Genomic DNA, 14946 nt, shown 5'->3' with positions numbered 1-14946 from the left:
TTGACCTAAAATTAACCTTACATGAACGGGAATTTAAATCCCTTTTTCTTTCCTTTTTGCATGTTCGTAACCTGTTTCATCATCTTTTTCATTTCTTCGAATTGCTTCAGTAGACGGTTCACTTCTTGAATAGATCTGCCGCTGCCTTTGGCAATCCGTTTCTTGCGGGATGCATTCATGGTTTCTGGATGTTCCTTTTCATGCGTTGTCATTGAACGGATGATAGCTTCAACATGACCGATCTGTTTCTCATCGATCTGAAGGTTGTCCATCCCTTTCATTTTATTCGCACCGGGAATCATTTTCAGAATATCATCAAGCGGTCCCATATTCCGCACCTGACCAAGCTGCTCAAGGAAATCATCAAAGGTAAAAGTGGCTGTACGCATCTTTTTCTCTAATTCTTTCGCTTTTTCTTCATCTACATTGGCCTGTGCTTTTTCAATAAGGGTCAATACATCACCCATGCCGAGGATCCTTGACGCCATCCGTTCTGGATGGAACGCTTCAAGTGCATCCAATTTTTCACCCATACCGACGAATTTAATCGGCGTGTCGGTGACTGAACGAATTGAAAGTGCCGCACCACCACGTGTATCCCCATCAAGTTTCGTTAATACGACTCCTGTCAGGCCTAGCTGTTCATTGAAGCTTTGGGCTACATTGACCGCATCCTGACCTGTCATCGCATCGACAACCAGGAAGATTTCATCAGGTTTTGTCAACTCTTTGATATCCTTCAGTTCGCCCATCAAGTTTTCATCAACATGAAGGCGGCCTGCGGTATCAATCAACACATAATCATGATGTTCTTCCTTAGCTTTTTCAATTGCCTGTTTGGCAATTTCAACAGGACTGACCTGGTCCCCAAGGGAGAAAACAGGCATGCTTAATTGTTTGCCAAGTGTTTCAAGCTGCTTAATCGCCGCCGGACGGTAAATATCAGCCGCAACGAGCAATGGCTTGCGGTTGTATTTTTTTCTAAGAAGATTGGCAAGCTTTCCGGTGGTCGTCGTTTTACCAGCACCCTGAAGCCCTACCATCATAATGACAGTCGGTGGTTTCGAGGCAACGGCAATCTTGCTCTGTTCGCCGCCCATCAGCTCCGTCAATTCTTCCTTAACTACTTTAATTACCTGTTGACCGGGGGTTAAGCTTTTCAGCACTTCCTGACCTACCGAACGTTCACTGACACGTTTTACAAAATCCTTCACGACTTTAAAGTTAACATCCGCTTCAAGCAGGGCCAATCGAACTTCTCGCATCATTTCTTTTACGTCCGCTTCGTTGACCTTCCCTTTTCCACGGATCTTTTGCATCGTGCTCTGCAGTCGGTCGGCCAATCCTTCAAATGCCATATTGCCGCCTCCTAATCCAACTTCTCAAGCGTTGTGATTGCGTCTAGCAGCTTCTCTTTTGAAAAGGAATCCTTTTCTATGAGTCCCTTCATATTCGCAATCCACTGGTTACGCTCTTGAAATTTTTGAAATAACAATAGCTTTGCTTCGTATTCCTCAAGCATCGCTTCTGTTCTTTTTATATTATCATAGACTGCCTGCCTACTGACTTCGTATTCATCGGCAATCTCGCCAAGAGAGTAATCATCCAGATAGTAGAGGGACATGTAGCTCTGCTGCTTCTCTGTTAACAACGATTGGTAAAAGTCATACAAATAATTAATCCGCGTTGTCTTTTCAAGCATCTTAGCAAGCCTCCCTGCTGTTAAGTGAAAACCCTTTACAAGTTTATATTGTAAAGCCTTGTTTATTTGATGTCAAGTTAAACTCCTTACCACTTGTTGCAAAGCATTATTTTTTTCTTTTTTTCGCTTTTTTTAGACCTTTCTGCAATTGTTCCTCCAAATAGCCACTTTGAATCCTGTATTAAGAATGGGGCTCATTTATGCAAGGACAAAAAAAACCAGAAGAGAATAATCTCTTCCGGCTTACAATTTTTCTTAAACCTCTTCTTTATCGATGATATCAGCAAAAAGGCCATAAACATATTTCTCAGCATCGAATTCCTGTAGATCGTCCATTTTTTCACCTAGCCCGACAAATTTAACGGGAATGGCCAATTCATTGCGAATTGCTAAAACAATTCCACCTTTTGCGGTGCCATCAAGCTTTGTTAAAACAATACCGGAAACATTGGTCGCTTCCTTGAATGTCTTGGCCTGAATAAGGGCATTTTGTCCAGTTGTAGCATCAAGGGCAAGCAACACCTCGTGTGGTGCACCTGGTACTTCACGTTCAATTACACGTTTCACCTTTTCCAATTCCTTCATTAAATTCACTTTATTCTGTAAGCGACCGGCAGTGTCACAGATTAGGATATCAGCTTTTCGTGCCTTGGCGGCCTGAATGGCATCGAACATGACCGCTGCAGGGTCAGAGCCTTCACCCTGTTTGATTACACTGACACCGACACGCTCCCCCCAAACCTCAAGCTGCTCAATCGCACCGGCACGGAAGGTATCCCCGGCAGCCAATACGACAGATTTACCTTCCGTTTTGAATTTATGGGCAAGTTTACCAATAGTAGTCGTTTTACCTACCCCGTTAACCCCTACAAACAAAATGACCGTCAAACCTTCTTCTTGTATATTCAGGCTTGAAGTCTCTTCATCATCACCCTGGTAGATTTCAACAAGCTTTTCGGAAATAACTGACTGCACTTCCCTCGTATCAGAGATATTGCGAAGCTTGACTTCCATTTTTAATTGATCAATTAGTTCCATCACAGTGTCAAAGCCTACATCAGCCTGTATCAGGATTTCTTCAAGTTCTTCAAAAAAGTCCTCATCCACTTTCCGGTAACGGGCAACAAGTTCATTAACCCTTCCAGTAAAGGAATTTCTCGTCTTTGTCAAACCTTGCTTGAATTTTTCCCCTATGGATACTTCTGCTTCAACTGATTTTTCTTTTTCTTCCTGGGTCGTAAATTTCTCTTTTAGCTTTTTGAAAAAACTCATTGTCCCACTTCCTCTAATTCATGAATTTTAAACTTCAATAAAGTTTTCTGATTCTTCCATCCGGACTGAAACAAGTTTGGAGACGCCTGACTCCTGCATCGTAATGCCATATAAGACATCCGCCTCTTCCATCGTGCCTTTGCGGTGAGTAATAACGATGAACTGCGTTTCCCTGCTGAACTTCCTTAAAAATTGACTGAACCGGACGACATTCGCCTCATCAAGCGCTGCCTCGACTTCATCAAGGATACAGAAAGGCACCGGACGCACTTTTAGAATGGAGAATAATAGGGCTATGGCTGTCAATGCTCGTTCTCCCCCGGATAAGAGGCTCAAATTTTGCAGTTTTTTCCCAGGAGGCTGTGCAATAATATCTACCCCTGTATTTAGTAAATCATCCGGATTTGTCAGTTTTAGCTCCGCTCTGCCTCCTCCAAATAAAGCTTTGAAGACTTGTTCGAATTCTTCACGGATCGAATAAAAGGTATCCGCAAAGCGTCGCTTCATTTCATCATCCATTTCATCGATGACTTGGAATAATGTATCTTTCGCCTGTTGAAGGTCTTCCTTTTGACTAAGAAGGAATTCATAGCGTTCAGCTACACGTGCGTATTCATCAATTGCACCTAGATTCACCGTCCCCAATTCCTCGATTGCAAGCTTGATGAGCTTCACCCTTTTTTGAGCCTCTTCTGCAGGCATCATTAATGGATACTGTTCTTTAGCACCTTCAAAGGAAATGGTATATTCTTCTCTCAAGTGGTCGAGGCGATTTTCCAGTTCGACATCCAGACGAGTTAATTTCACTTCTTCATCCTTAATCACTTCGACAATGCCTCTATAAATTCGATTTTCTTCCTTTAAGGACAGTTCAAGCGTTTCAACTTCCGTTAGAAGCTCGTTTTTTTCCTGTTTTTTTATGGTGATTCCTTCAATTGCTCCATTTTTATCGAGCAATTTCTGTTGAGCCATATCTTCCAGGGACTCTTCCCCGCTTGAACTGTCTGTCATTTCATTGGTCAGAAGCCCTAAATCATCTTTGTTTTCGGCAAGCCTGCTTGTTTCCTTTGAAAGATCCGATTCAATGCGTTCCATCTTCTCTTTTTGGTTTTGTAGCTGCCCACGCTTAGAGGCCAGCATTACCCTCAGTTCATTCGTTTCTTCAGCAAGGCTCTCTTTTGAGGATTGTTGAGATTGCTTTTGCTCGGTCATTTCGGAAATCAACCGGTCCAGCCCTTCAATCTCCGTTTTACATGATTCCAAAAGTTCTTCCAGCTCTTCAAGTCTTGCCGTTTTTTGCTTTTGTTCTTCTAAATATGAATTTTTATCCAAATCATAAAGCTGCAGCCGCTCATTCACATTTCTTTCCTGCAGCTCAACTTCACGGAGTTCTCCCTTAAGGGTTTGTTCTTGTAATCGAAGACTCTCTCCTGTTTTTCTGGTTTGTTCAAGCGTTTGCTCTTGAACACCCACATCCACTTTGAGCTGTTTGACTTGCTTTTCCAGCTGATTCGTTTTGGCTTCCATGGCAGCAAGTTTTTGATGGAGCTCTTCCAATTCCGTTTTCCTTGAAAGCAGGGAGGTCGTTTTTTGCTTTAAGGCTCCACCAGTCATTGAACCACCTGGATTGACGATATCCCCTTCAAGTGTTACGAAGCGGAAACGGTGCTGCATCATTTTCGCCAGGTCATTTGCACCTTTTAAATCTGTGGTGATCATCACGGTTCCTAATAGGTTTTCAGCAATTGCTGCATGCCTATCATCATATTGGATCAATGAGGAACCCGTCCCCACAAAAGCTGAATGACTCTTCAGCATCGATAATTGGTTAGCTGATATTTCTCTTGCCTTTATGACTGATAAAGGCAAGAACGTCGCACGCCCATACCTATTTTTCTTCAAGAAGGAAATGGCTTCCCGTGCATGCTCTTCGCGTTCCACGACAACATGCTGCATCGCTCCGCCCAGAGCCGTTTCGATGGCCGTTTCATATTCCTTTGGTACCTTTATCAATTCCGCAACTGCCCCTTCAATGCCTCGAAGGGTTTCTTTCGCTTTCAAAACCTCTTTTACACCCTGAAAAAAGCCTGCATAATCATCTTCCATTTCTTCAAGCAGTTCCTTACGTGATTTTGCCTGTTGAAGGAATTGATAGGCCTTATAAAGGGTGGTTTCTTGTTTTTGATACGTATCTTTTGCCGCATTCAATTTATTCTGCTGATTTCGGAAATAAGTGACATGCTCTTCAAGCTGCTTTGTCATATTGTCCATCAGCTGGGAATATTCCATTTTTTTAGCAGTGATATCCATTCTTTCGGTTAAGAACTTTTCATTTTCCATATCAAGTTTAGCATTTTTATGTTCCTGCTGTGTTAGCTGCTGGAGCAGGTATTGTTTTTCGTTTTTAGCCGATGCTTGCTTGTTCAACCACTCGATATAGTCACTCTTTTTCGCTTCGATCATCGCTTCGATATCACTATTGAATAGGCCTAGGCTTTTTTGTTTTTCATGTAAGGTTTCAGAAATCCCTTTCACTTCCAAGTTCAGTGCATTCAGGATTTCCGTTTCTCTTTCCTTTTGCAAAGACAAACGCTCGACAGCAGCCTCACCTTCCACTATCGCTTTTTCTAGTTGTGACTTGTTTTGGGCAGCATTTTTTTTCCGTTCTTTCAAAACTTCTTTACGGCCTTCAAGTTTTTCAAGTTCTTCGCTGGCATTCAGGAGAATTTCCTGAAGTCCATTGATCGATGTCTCAAGCGTCGCAAGACTATCCCTTAGCTTTTTGAGATGCGCTTCCCTGTCATGAAGCTGTCCTGCCATTTGCTGTTCCATTTCATTATGCTTTTCGAGTTCCTGTGACAGTTTTTCCCATTTCTCATAAAGTTCTTCTATTTCAAAAACGGTTAAAGCCACTTCTATTTGCTCAAGCTCTTCTTTCTTCGCCAAAAATTCCTTGGCGAGGGAAGACTGAATTTTTAACGGCTCCACCTGCCCCTCCAATTCATGGAGGATATCATGGACACGGTTTAAGTTATCCTGTGTTTCCGTCAGCTTCGATTCCGCTTTTCGTTTTCTTGTTTTATACTTCAGGACACCGGCTGCTTCTTCAAAGATCACTCGTCTCTCTTCAGCCTTACTGCTTAGGATTTCTTCCACTTTCCCTTGGCTGATGATTGAAAAGGCTTCTCGCCCAAGACCAGAATCCATGAAAAGGTCTATGATGTCTTTCAGACGGCAACCTTGATTATTAATGAAAAATTCACTTTCTCCCGATCGATATACACGCCTTGTCACACTGACTTCATGAAAGTCAATCGGCAGGGAATTGGTCTCGTTATCAAGGGTCAATGATACTTCCGCAAAATTCAACGCTTTCCTCGTGTCACTTCCCGAAAAGATGATATCTTCCATTTTTGCTCCACGCAGTGATTTCGCAGACTGCTCTCCAAGTACCCATCGGACTGCATCGGTCACATTACTTTTACCGCTTCCGTTTGGTCCAACCACTGCCGTGACACCAGGTACAAAATCAATCGAAATTTTCTCTGCGAAAGATTTAAATCCTACAACGTCCAAACGTTTGAGGAACATGACCTTTCCCCCTCTACTGTTCAACTATCTTGTTGATTTTTTTTCTTTTAAAACGATCAATGCATGCTCGGCAGCATGCTGCTCCGCTTCTTTTTTGGACTTTCCTATTCCAGATCCCAGCTCTTCCCCATTCAGGGAGACGGTCGAAACAAACTCCCGATTATGAGCTGGTCCTTTTTCCTGCAAAATCTTATATTGCAGGACACCGATGGCATCCCGCTGGATCAGCTCCTGAAGCTGGCTCTTATAATCCATCACATGAGAAAAAGCACCCTCGTCTATCTTCGGAAACACGACATTCGTCAAAAACTGCACAACTGGCTCTAATCCTTGATCAAGGTACAAAGCACCAATGTAGGCTTCGAATACATCCGCAAGCATGGCAGGTCGTTCTCTTCCACCCGTCATTTCTTCCCCTTTTCCGAGTAATACATATTCCCCGTAAGAAAGACTATTGGCAAAAGCAACAAGTGAAGGCTCACACACAATGGCTGCCCTTAGTTTGGTAAGTTCACCTTCGCTCATCATCGGATATTTTTGATATAGGTATTTAGAGATGGTCAGTTCAAGTACAGCGTCCCCCAAGAATTCAAGCCTTTCATTATCTTCATAAGGCTTACGGCGATGCTCATTCACATAAGATGAATGTGTAAAAGCTTGTTTCAATAAATTTTCATCTTTAAAATGAAAACCCAGATTTTCTTGCAACTGTTTAAATTTATTATCCTTCATTGATGGTTTACGATTATTTCCGTTCCTACGCATCACACAAAACCCTCCACAACGGTTCAAAAAGCATATTTTTCCAAAATATAAAAAGAAACCTGGCAGGAATTCCTGTCAAGCTTTCCTATGTACCATCATACATTATTATCCGCCTAAAGAAAACTAATGGCAAAAGGCCACTGCCATGCAGGCGGAGCTTACCCGTGTACATGCTCATTCCCTTATCTGCAGCTGCATCAAACTTCTTTATGCAATAAGAGAAAGCCCCGTTAAAAAACGGAGCTTTTAGTCAAATGACATTCATTACATAGTGCTTTGTATGTAATTCACAGCATCACCTACTGTGGCGATTTTTTCAGCGTCATCGTCCGAAATTTCCATATCAAACTCGTCTTCGAATTCCATGACTAGTTCGACTACATCCAGGGAATCGGCACCAAGATCTTCTTTGAAAGAAGCTTCAAGTTTTACCTCTGATTCTTCTACGTTCAAACGATCTACAACGATTTTAGTTACTCTTTCTAATACATCTGCCAATGTGTTCACCTCCCCTCAAGACATTATAAATTAATTTCGAAAAAAATCAAAGAAAACTTACATGACCATGCCGCCATCTACATGAAGAGTTTGCCCAGTCATATATTTGCTGGCCTCAGAAGCGAGGAAAGACGCCACTGCAGCAATATCTTTAGGGTCACCGAACCGTGCAAGCGGAATTTGGTCCAGCATGGCTTTTTGGACGTCTTCAGGCAATTCACCAGTCATATCCGTTGAGATAAAACCTGGGGCAATCGCATTGACCGTAATGCCTCTTGAAGCAAGTTCCTTTGCCGTGGTTTTAGTCAGGCCGATCACACCAGCTTTAGCCGCTACATAATTAGCCTGCCCTGCATTTCCGCTGACGCCGACGATCGATGCCATATTGATGATCCTGCCGCTACGCTGCTTCATCATTTGCCTTGTAACCGCTTTGGTGCATAGGAACACGCCTTTAAGATTCGTATTAATCACAGAATCCCATTCATCTTCTTTCATACGCATCAATAGGTTATCACGTGTGATACCTGCATTATTAACCAGGATATCCACTCTGCCAAACTGTTCGACGACCTCTTTGATCATGCTTGTCACCGATTCACTATTTGCAACATCGCATTGGATGGCGAATGCTTTACGGCCCAATGCCTTGATTTCATCAACCACTTCATTAGCTTTAGCTTCACTGCCAGAATAGTTGATGGCAACGTCTGCTCCCTGACGGGCAAGTTCTAATGCAACTTCCCTGCCAATACCTCGTGAAGCTCCCGTTACAAGTGCTTTTTTACCTTCGAGGATCATGCTTGTACCCCCTTCAAAGTTTCAATTGTTTTAGTTAGAGTATCTATATCGGATACCGAGTGAATTTGAACGGAACGATCAATTTTTTTTATCAATCCGCCCAATACTTTCCCCGGACCCACCTCGATGAACGTATCCACGCCCAATTCAAGTAGATTTTTCACACTGTCCTCCCAAAGGACCGGTGAATACAGCTGTTCGATTAATTTTTCTTTTATTTCAGCAGGTGCTGTAATGGGCTTAGCCGTTACGTTTGAAATGACAGGAATTTCTGCCTGTTTGAAGCTCACTTCATCGAGGACACCCTGTAACTTTTCTGCTGCCGGTTTCATCAATTCCGAATGGAACGGTCCACTCACTTCAAGAGGAAGAGCCCGTTTAGCCCCATTTTCCTTGGCTTTTGCACTAGCAAGTTTAACCCCTTCCGAGGTGCCTGAAATGACGATTTGCCCTGGACAATTAATATTAGCCAATTGAACGGATTCCCCTGTGGCAGTAATTTCAGAAGTGACATCAGATAGTGCTTCCCGATCCATTCCCAATATCGCAGCCATTGAGCCTTGTCCATTCGGTACCGCAGCTTCCATGAATTCACCACGCTTACGCACTGTATATACGGCATCTTCAAAAGAAATTGCACCAGATGCCACTAATGCCGTATATTCACCTAAACTGTGCCCGGCTGTATAATCGGGTTTGATCCCCGCTTCTTCCAACTCCTTGACAAAAGCATAACTCGTGGTCAATAAAGCAGGCTGTGCATTATAAGTCACCGTTAATTCTTGTTGTGTGCCATTAAAGATCAATTCAGAAAGTGGAAAATCAAGTTTTTCATCAGCTGTTCGAAAAATTTGCTGAGCACGCTCGTTTTCCTGAAATAAGCCATGCCCCATTCCTATTGATTGTGATCCTTGTCCTGGAAAGACAAAAGCAATTTTACCCATCTGTTACTCCCCTGCCTCTATGATTTATTATTGTTTTTCTATCGTCTCCGCAATTGTCGATATGACGTCATTTCCAACCATATCGCGAGTCTGGCGTATAGCATTATAGACCGCATTCGCATCTGAAGAACCATGAGCCTTAATGACTGGGGCCTTCAAACCGAATAGGCCAGCACCGCCATACTCCGAGTAATCCATTTTATTTTTTATGCCTTTTAGTTCAGGCTTTACCATTGCTGCAGCCAACTTACTCTTGAGATTGCTCATCAAGGCCGTTTTCACCATTTTGAATACGCTCATAGCAGTACCTTCAAGCGTCTTTAACACCATATTTCCCGTGAAGCCGTCCGTTACGACAACATCTGCCGGCCCGCTTAGGAGGTCCCTTGCCTCTACGTTACCTATAAAGGATATCTCCGATGATTGCTGCAGTAATGTAAAGGCATGCTTAGTCAGTTCATTCCCTTTTTTTTCTTCTGTGCCGATATTAAGCAGTCCGACACGGGGCTTTTCGATTCCCCGCACTTTTTGGGCATAAACAGACCCCATTATAGCGAATTGAAGGAGATGCTCCGGTTTCGCATCGGAGTTCGCGCCTACATCCAGTAATACAAAACCTTTACCATCGATTGTCGGAAGGGTGGGAGCCAATGCCGGACGTTCGATGCCTTCTATCCTTCCGACCACAAACAGGCCTGCAGCCATTAGCGCCCCGGTATTGCCTGAAGAAATGCATGCATCGGTCTCTCCATCAGCCACTTGCTGTGCAGCCAATACCATCGAGGCGCTTTTCTTGCGGCGAACCGCACGAACAGGTTCATCGGTACTTAATATTTTTTCATCAGTATGTATAACCCTTATTCGGCCATGTTTCGTTAAGTATTGGTTAATCTCGGATTCATTGCCTATCAAGGTGATTTCCACATCGGAAAAAGTCTCGACAGCTTTCATCGCACCCAAAACCTGTGCCTTGGGAGCATTATCGCCACCCATTGCATCTATCGTTATCTTCATTTTATTTCATCCTTTTCTAGCAAGTTAAGAGCGATACATTTCGAACTCGCCTTTAAAAACCAGTTCATTACCCACGTAGCTTCTAACCTCCACCACGGAACGATCATTGGTGTGGTCCACGTTTTTGACCCTCGCTTTAGCTACCACTCTTTCATTTTCCTTTACAGAACGAGTAAATAAAATGGATGCTTTCGCAGTTAATGCCAATTCATCATTTATGACTGCTACAGCCAATGAATTTGCTTGGGCAAAAAGGTGATGTCCCCTTGCAATTCCATTCCGCTTAAAGACATGCTCTTTATTTATATCCAAAATCGAAATTGCATTGTCATCTAAATTAAGATCAATTACTTCCCCGATGATTTCATCCAAAGGCAATGCCCTGATTTCGTCACTGAATTTTTTCTCGGCCACGCTTTTAATACGTTCACGCAGTTCCGGTATCGATAATTCAAGACGGTCAAGCCTAATGGTCTGGACGCTCACCGAATATTTTTCAGCCAGCTCCTCATCCGTTACAAAAGGATTCTGTTTAATCGTTTCGATTAATAATTGCTGGCGTTCCTTCTTATTTCTTCGCATTTTGAAGGTCACCATCCGTAGTATTATGACTAGGTACTAATAGTAGTATATATATTTTAAAAACAGATTGCAAGATATTGCGTGAAATCTCACAATCTGCTATCGGTTTTTTATTCAGATCAATCCAATTTTTCTCCCGTAAATACGCCCGTTCCCTCTAAATAGTTCCGCAGCGGTGCATACTCCGGGGAATGCCAAAAGCTTTGGGAGGCAATCAATTTTGCAGCATCCGTCCTTGCCACTTCCAAGGTCCTGTAATCATGGACCATATCGGCTACCTTGAACTCGGGAAGGCCGCTTTGTTTTTTACCGAAGAAGTCCCCGGGGCCACGAAGTTCCAAATCTTTTTCAGAAAGGGCAAAACCATCGTTTGTCTCGGTCATGATTTTCATCCGTTCTTTGCCGACTTCCGTTTTTGGATCAGCCAGCAGGATGCAAAAGGACTGATCACTCCCCCGTCCTACCCTTCCGCGTAACTGATGCAACTGTGAAAGCCCAAAGCGCTCCGCATCATAAATGACCATTACCGTTGCATTTGGAACATTCACCCCAACCTCGACAACCGTCGTGGATACAAGGATTTGTGCTTCATTGGCACTAAACTGCTGCATCACTTCGTCTTTTTCATCAGCGGGCAGCCGTCCATGCATAAGCCCCACTTTGTACCTATTCGCAAAGTATTGTGTCAGCATTGCATGAACATCAAGAACATTCTGTAAAGAATCGAGTTTCTCCGACTCCTCAATCAATGGACAGATGACGTAAGCCTGTCTCCCTTTCTTTAGTTCCTTTTCGACAAAGGTTAAGATCCGATCAAGCATTTGGTGTTTCGCCCAATAGGTTTCTATCGCTTTACGCCCGGCAGGCATTTCATCGATCGTTGAGACGTCCATTTCCCCAAACACTGTAATAGCGAGAGTTCGAGGAATCGGTGTAGCCGTCATGAAAAGCACGTCTGGATTTGTACCTTTTTCACGAAGGATTCGGCGCTGCTCCACTCCGAAACGATGTTGTTCATCCGTTATGACAAGACCTAGGTTCCGAAAATTCACTTCATCCTGTATCAACGCATGAGTTCCTATCAAAAGATCTAGCTCTCCGGATTCGAGCATTTGCAATAGTTCCTTGCGCTTTTTGCCTTTTACCGAACTTGTCAACAATGCGACCTTTACTCCACTCGGTTCCAACATCGCCTTCAAGGATTGTGTATGCTGCTCAGCCAAGATTTCCGTCGGGACCATGAGTGCACCTTGGAAACCTGCTGTTATCGTCGCCTTCAGGCATATGGCAGCAACCACCGTTTTTCCAGACCCGACATCCCCTTGAAGCAGACGATTCATCCTGTAGGGAGATTTCATGTCATTCATTATTTCCTCGACGACTCTATTCTGAGCATTCGTCAAAGGAAAAGGGAGAGTTCCAACAAAGGCTTCCAGCTGCTCCATGTCAAACTCCTGGCCAATTCCTTTTGACTGTTCCCGCTGCACTTTACGAAGTGCCTGCATTTTAAGTTGAAACAATAAAAATTCTTCATACACAAAACGTCGTCGAGCCTTTTTTACATCATTGGCCGATTGAGGGAAATGCATGGTGCGAAGAGCATCGTTACGCGGCATCAGTTTGTATGCCACCAGTAATTGCGGAGGCAGATTTTCTTCTATCATTGTCCCATATTCAGAAAATGCCTTGGAGATAAAGCGGCGGAGCCCTTTGACTGTAATGCTGCCCTTCACTGAGTACACCGGTTCGAATTCTTTCTCCCGGCTACGATCACCAACGTGGCATTCCGAGCCTGTAATGGTTTGGCGATGACGATCCCACTTTCCTGTTATTGTTACGGTTTCGCCTATCGCAAGCTTGGGCTTCAGATATGGCTGGTTAAAAAAAATGACATTTATTAAATATCTTCCAGTCAACACTTTAATCGTAAGCCTGGATTTTTTCTTTCCGAAGTACCCTAACGTGGGCACCGTATGAACCCTGCCTTCTACTGTAACCCGCTCATCATGCTCGACCGTTTCTAAATCCCTCAATCGGTAATCTTCATAGCGATATGGGAGGTGCTCAAGGAGATCCGCGACGGTATGGATCTCCATTTCGCCCAATGCCGCTGCCGTTTCGGCCCCAATACCTTTTACTGCTGTTATGGGTTCTTGTAAAGTCGAATTCACTTCTTATTCAGCGGTAAGCCAAAGATTTTCGCTTCCAACTCCCGCCCAGTCGGTGTAGCCGCTAAACCTCCTTGTGCAGTTTCCCTAAGAGCCGATGGCATCGTTTGCCCGATCTTGTACATCGCATCAATCACTTCATCGCACGGTATGCGGCTTGTGATCCCCGCTAACGCCATATCTGCGGCAACCATAGCATTGGCTGCACCCATAGCATTACGCTTCACACAAGGCACCTCCACAAGCCCAGCAACAGGGTCACACACAAGACCAAGCATGTTCTTTAATGTGATTGCCATCGCCTCTGCACTTTGTGCCGGTGTCCCTCCTGCCATTTCAACGATGGCTGCCGCTGCCATACCCGAAGCAGAACCGACCTCCGCCTGACAGCCCCCTGCGGCTCCAGAGATCGATGCATTATTCGCTACTACAAAACCAAACGCCCCTGCTGTAAATAGGAACTCAATTTTCTGTTCCCGATTCGGTTTTAATTTATTTTGCAAAGCAAAAAGGGTTCCAGGCACAACACCAGCAGATCCGGCAGTCGGTGTCGCACAAATCGTTCCCATGGCTGCGTTCACTTCGTTTGTTGCCACAGCTTTGCTTACCGCATCCAACAGCAGTTCACCGGATAAGGAATTTCCGGATTTAATGTAATTCTGAAGAAGGACTGCATCCCCTCCCGTCAGGCCGGAAACGGACCGTACACCTTGAAGTCCTTTTTCAACTGCCTGTTCCATTACATCCAGGTTGACTCCCATCTGGCGGATGATTTCTTCACGGCTTTTTCCCGTTACTTCCATTTCCTGCTCTATCATCAGCGTTGAAATTTTTTTCTGCTTTGATTCAGCTAATTCTACTAATTCCGCTACATTTCGAAACATGATTTCTTCTCCTTCCTAAGTGGAAACGATTGCCCTATCAATCCACAATCCTTGCTACTTGAGTGATGTTGGGGAGTGCTGTAATTTCAGCGATGACGTGATCCTCCAGGTTATGGTCCACTTCAATCGTCATCAAGGCCATCTTCCCTTTCTCTTTTCGGGAGACTTCCATCTGGCCAATATTGATTTGATGCTTGGCTAATATGTTAGAAACATTGGCAATGGCTCCAAATCGATCATCATGAACGACGAGTATGGCAGGGTTGTGCCCGGAGAGCCTCAATTTAAACCCGTTCAGTTCGACGATTTCGATCTTTCCCCCGCCAATCGATATTCCGACAAGTTCCAGTTCACCATCTTCATCACCAACTGTTATTTTTGCTGTATTGGGATGTTCCGGTACGGCTTCTTCTTCTCGAAAAGTAATTTTCATTTTCTTTTTGCGGGCTATTTCCAGCGATTCTTTAATTCTCTCATCAAATGTATCAAAATCAAGTAAGCCTCCTACAATGGCTACATCCGTTCCATGGCCTTTATAGGTTTTGGCAAACGATCCGTAAAAAGAAATATGGGCCCATTTTGGGTCCCGGTCGAATAAATTCCTGGCAACCCTACCGATCCTTGCAGCTCCTGCTGTATGGGAACTAGAGGGGCCGATCATAACAGGACCAATTATATCGAATACACTTCTAAATTTCATGATTTACTCCTCCTTCTATACACTG

The 14946-nt window shown here is 43.9% G+C and carries 13 protein-coding genes; all 13 read right to left on the bottom strand.

What is annotated here, in order from left to right:
- Positions 1 to 17: 17 nt before the first annotated feature.
- Positions 18 to 1358 carry a signal recognition particle protein gene (ffh, locus tag NYE63_RS08635; RefSeq protein WP_342604810.1) on the bottom strand — a complete coding sequence of 447 codons (1341 nt, stop codon included), beginning with the start codon at positions 1356 to 1358 and terminating at the stop codon, positions 18 to 20.
- An 11-nt stretch (positions 1359 to 1369) separates the two neighbouring features.
- Positions 1370 to 1702 (bottom strand): putative DNA-binding protein, encoded by a 333-nt coding sequence (locus NYE63_RS08630; RefSeq protein WP_061462382.1) that lies wholly within the window; start codon positions 1700 to 1702, stop codon positions 1370 to 1372.
- 255 nt (positions 1703 to 1957) lie between these two features.
- Positions 1958 to 2974: a signal recognition particle-docking protein FtsY gene (ftsY, locus tag NYE63_RS08625; protein ID WP_063231886.1), complete on the bottom strand. Its 1017-nt coding sequence runs from the start codon at positions 2972 to 2974 to the stop codon at positions 1958 to 1960.
- 27 nt (positions 2975 to 3001) lie between these two features.
- Positions 3002 to 6565, bottom strand: a complete 3564-nt coding sequence (smc, locus tag NYE63_RS08620; protein ID WP_342604809.1) for a chromosome segregation protein SMC — start codon at positions 6563 to 6565, stop codon at positions 3002 to 3004.
- Between the two features lie 24 nt (positions 6566 to 6589).
- Positions 6590 to 7330, bottom strand: a complete 741-nt coding sequence (gene rnc / locus NYE63_RS08615; RefSeq protein WP_063231888.1) for a ribonuclease III — start codon at positions 7328 to 7330, stop codon at positions 6590 to 6592.
- A 264-nt stretch (positions 7331 to 7594) separates the two neighbouring features.
- Positions 7595 to 7828, bottom strand: coding sequence for an acyl carrier protein (locus NYE63_RS08610; RefSeq protein ID WP_034313729.1), 234 nt, complete (start codon positions 7826 to 7828; stop codon positions 7595 to 7597).
- Between the two features lie 57 nt (positions 7829 to 7885).
- The gene (gene fabG / locus NYE63_RS08605) at positions 7886 to 8629 is read right to left on the bottom strand and encodes a 3-oxoacyl-[acyl-carrier-protein] reductase (RefSeq protein ID WP_063231889.1); all 744 of its coding nucleotides are present in this window, start codon (positions 8627 to 8629) and stop codon (positions 7886 to 7888) included.
- Positions 8626 to 9573 carry an ACP S-malonyltransferase gene (gene fabD, locus NYE63_RS08600; protein WP_342604808.1) on the bottom strand — a complete coding sequence of 316 codons (948 nt, stop codon included), beginning with the start codon at positions 9571 to 9573 and terminating at the stop codon, positions 8626 to 8628. The genes fabG and fabD overlap by 4 nt, the downstream gene beginning before the upstream one ends.
- 27 nt (positions 9574 to 9600) lie before the next feature.
- Positions 9601 to 10587 (bottom strand): phosphate acyltransferase PlsX, encoded by a 987-nt coding sequence (plsX, locus tag NYE63_RS08595; RefSeq protein WP_342604807.1) that lies wholly within the window; start codon positions 10585 to 10587, stop codon positions 9601 to 9603.
- 24 nt (positions 10588 to 10611) lie between these two features.
- Positions 10612 to 11169, bottom strand: a complete 558-nt coding sequence (fapR, locus tag NYE63_RS08590; protein ID WP_034313744.1) for a transcription factor FapR — start codon at positions 11167 to 11169, stop codon at positions 10612 to 10614.
- Between the two features lie 119 nt (positions 11170 to 11288).
- On the bottom strand, positions 11289 to 13340 hold the full coding sequence (gene recG, locus NYE63_RS08585; protein ID WP_342604806.1) for an ATP-dependent DNA helicase RecG: 2052 nt from the start codon (positions 13338 to 13340) through the stop codon (positions 11289 to 11291).
- A complete protein-coding gene (gene sdaAA, locus NYE63_RS08580; RefSeq protein ID WP_048684931.1) occupies positions 13337 to 14221 on the bottom strand; it encodes an L-serine ammonia-lyase, iron-sulfur-dependent, subunit alpha in 885 nt (294 codons plus the stop codon). Before sdaAA ends, recG begins: the two co-directional genes overlap by 4 nt.
- A 37-nt stretch (positions 14222 to 14258) precedes the next feature.
- A complete protein-coding gene (gene sdaAB / locus NYE63_RS08575) occupies positions 14259 to 14921 on the bottom strand; it encodes an L-serine ammonia-lyase, iron-sulfur-dependent subunit beta (protein ID WP_342604805.1) in 663 nt (220 codons plus the stop codon).
- Positions 14922 to 14946: the final 25 nt, after the last annotated feature.

This window comes from Peribacillus sp. FSL E2-0159 (genome assembly GCF_038643155.1).
GTDB lineage: Bacteria > Bacillota > Bacilli > Bacillales > DSM-1321 > Peribacillus > Peribacillus simplex.
This window is presented reverse-complemented; position numbering and strand designations above follow the sequence as displayed.

Bases quoted from the DNA above. Each gene is read 5' to 3' on its own strand.
- ffh (WP_342604810.1), bottom strand. From the start codon at position 1,358: ATGGCATTTGAAGGATTGGCCGACCGACTGCAGAGCACGATGCAAAAG.
- NYE63_RS08630 (WP_061462382.1), bottom strand. From the start codon at position 1,702: ATGCTTGAAAAGACAACGCGGATTAATTATTTGTATGACTTTTACCAA.
- ftsY (WP_063231886.1), bottom strand. From the start codon at position 2,974: ATGAGTTTTTTCAAAAAGCTAAAAGAGAAATTTACGACCCAGGAAGAA.
- smc (WP_342604809.1), bottom strand. From the start codon at position 6,565: ATGTTCCTCAAACGTTTGGACGTTGTAGGATTTAAATCTTTCGCAGAG.
- rnc (WP_063231888.1), bottom strand. From the start codon at position 7,330: ATGCGTAGGAACGGAAATAATCGTAAACCATCAATGAAGGATAATAAA.
- fabG (WP_063231889.1), bottom strand. From the start codon at position 8,629: ATGATCCTCGAAGGTAAAAAAGCACTTGTAACGGGAGCTTCACGAGGT.
- fabD (WP_342604808.1), bottom strand. From the start codon at position 9,573: ATGGGTAAAATTGCTTTTGTCTTTCCAGGACAAGGATCACAATCAATA.
- plsX (WP_342604807.1), bottom strand. From the start codon at position 10,587: ATGAAGATAACGATAGATGCAATGGGTGGCGATAATGCTCCCAAGGCA.
- fapR (WP_034313744.1), bottom strand. From the start codon at position 11,169: ATGCGAAGAAATAAGAAGGAACGCCAGCAATTATTAATCGAAACGATT.
- sdaAA (WP_048684931.1), bottom strand. From the start codon at position 14,221: ATGTTTCGAAATGTAGCGGAATTAGTAGAATTAGCTGAATCAAAGCAG.
- sdaAB (WP_342604805.1), bottom strand. From the start codon at position 14,921: ATGAAATTTAGAAGTGTATTCGATATAATTGGTCCTGTTATGATCGGC.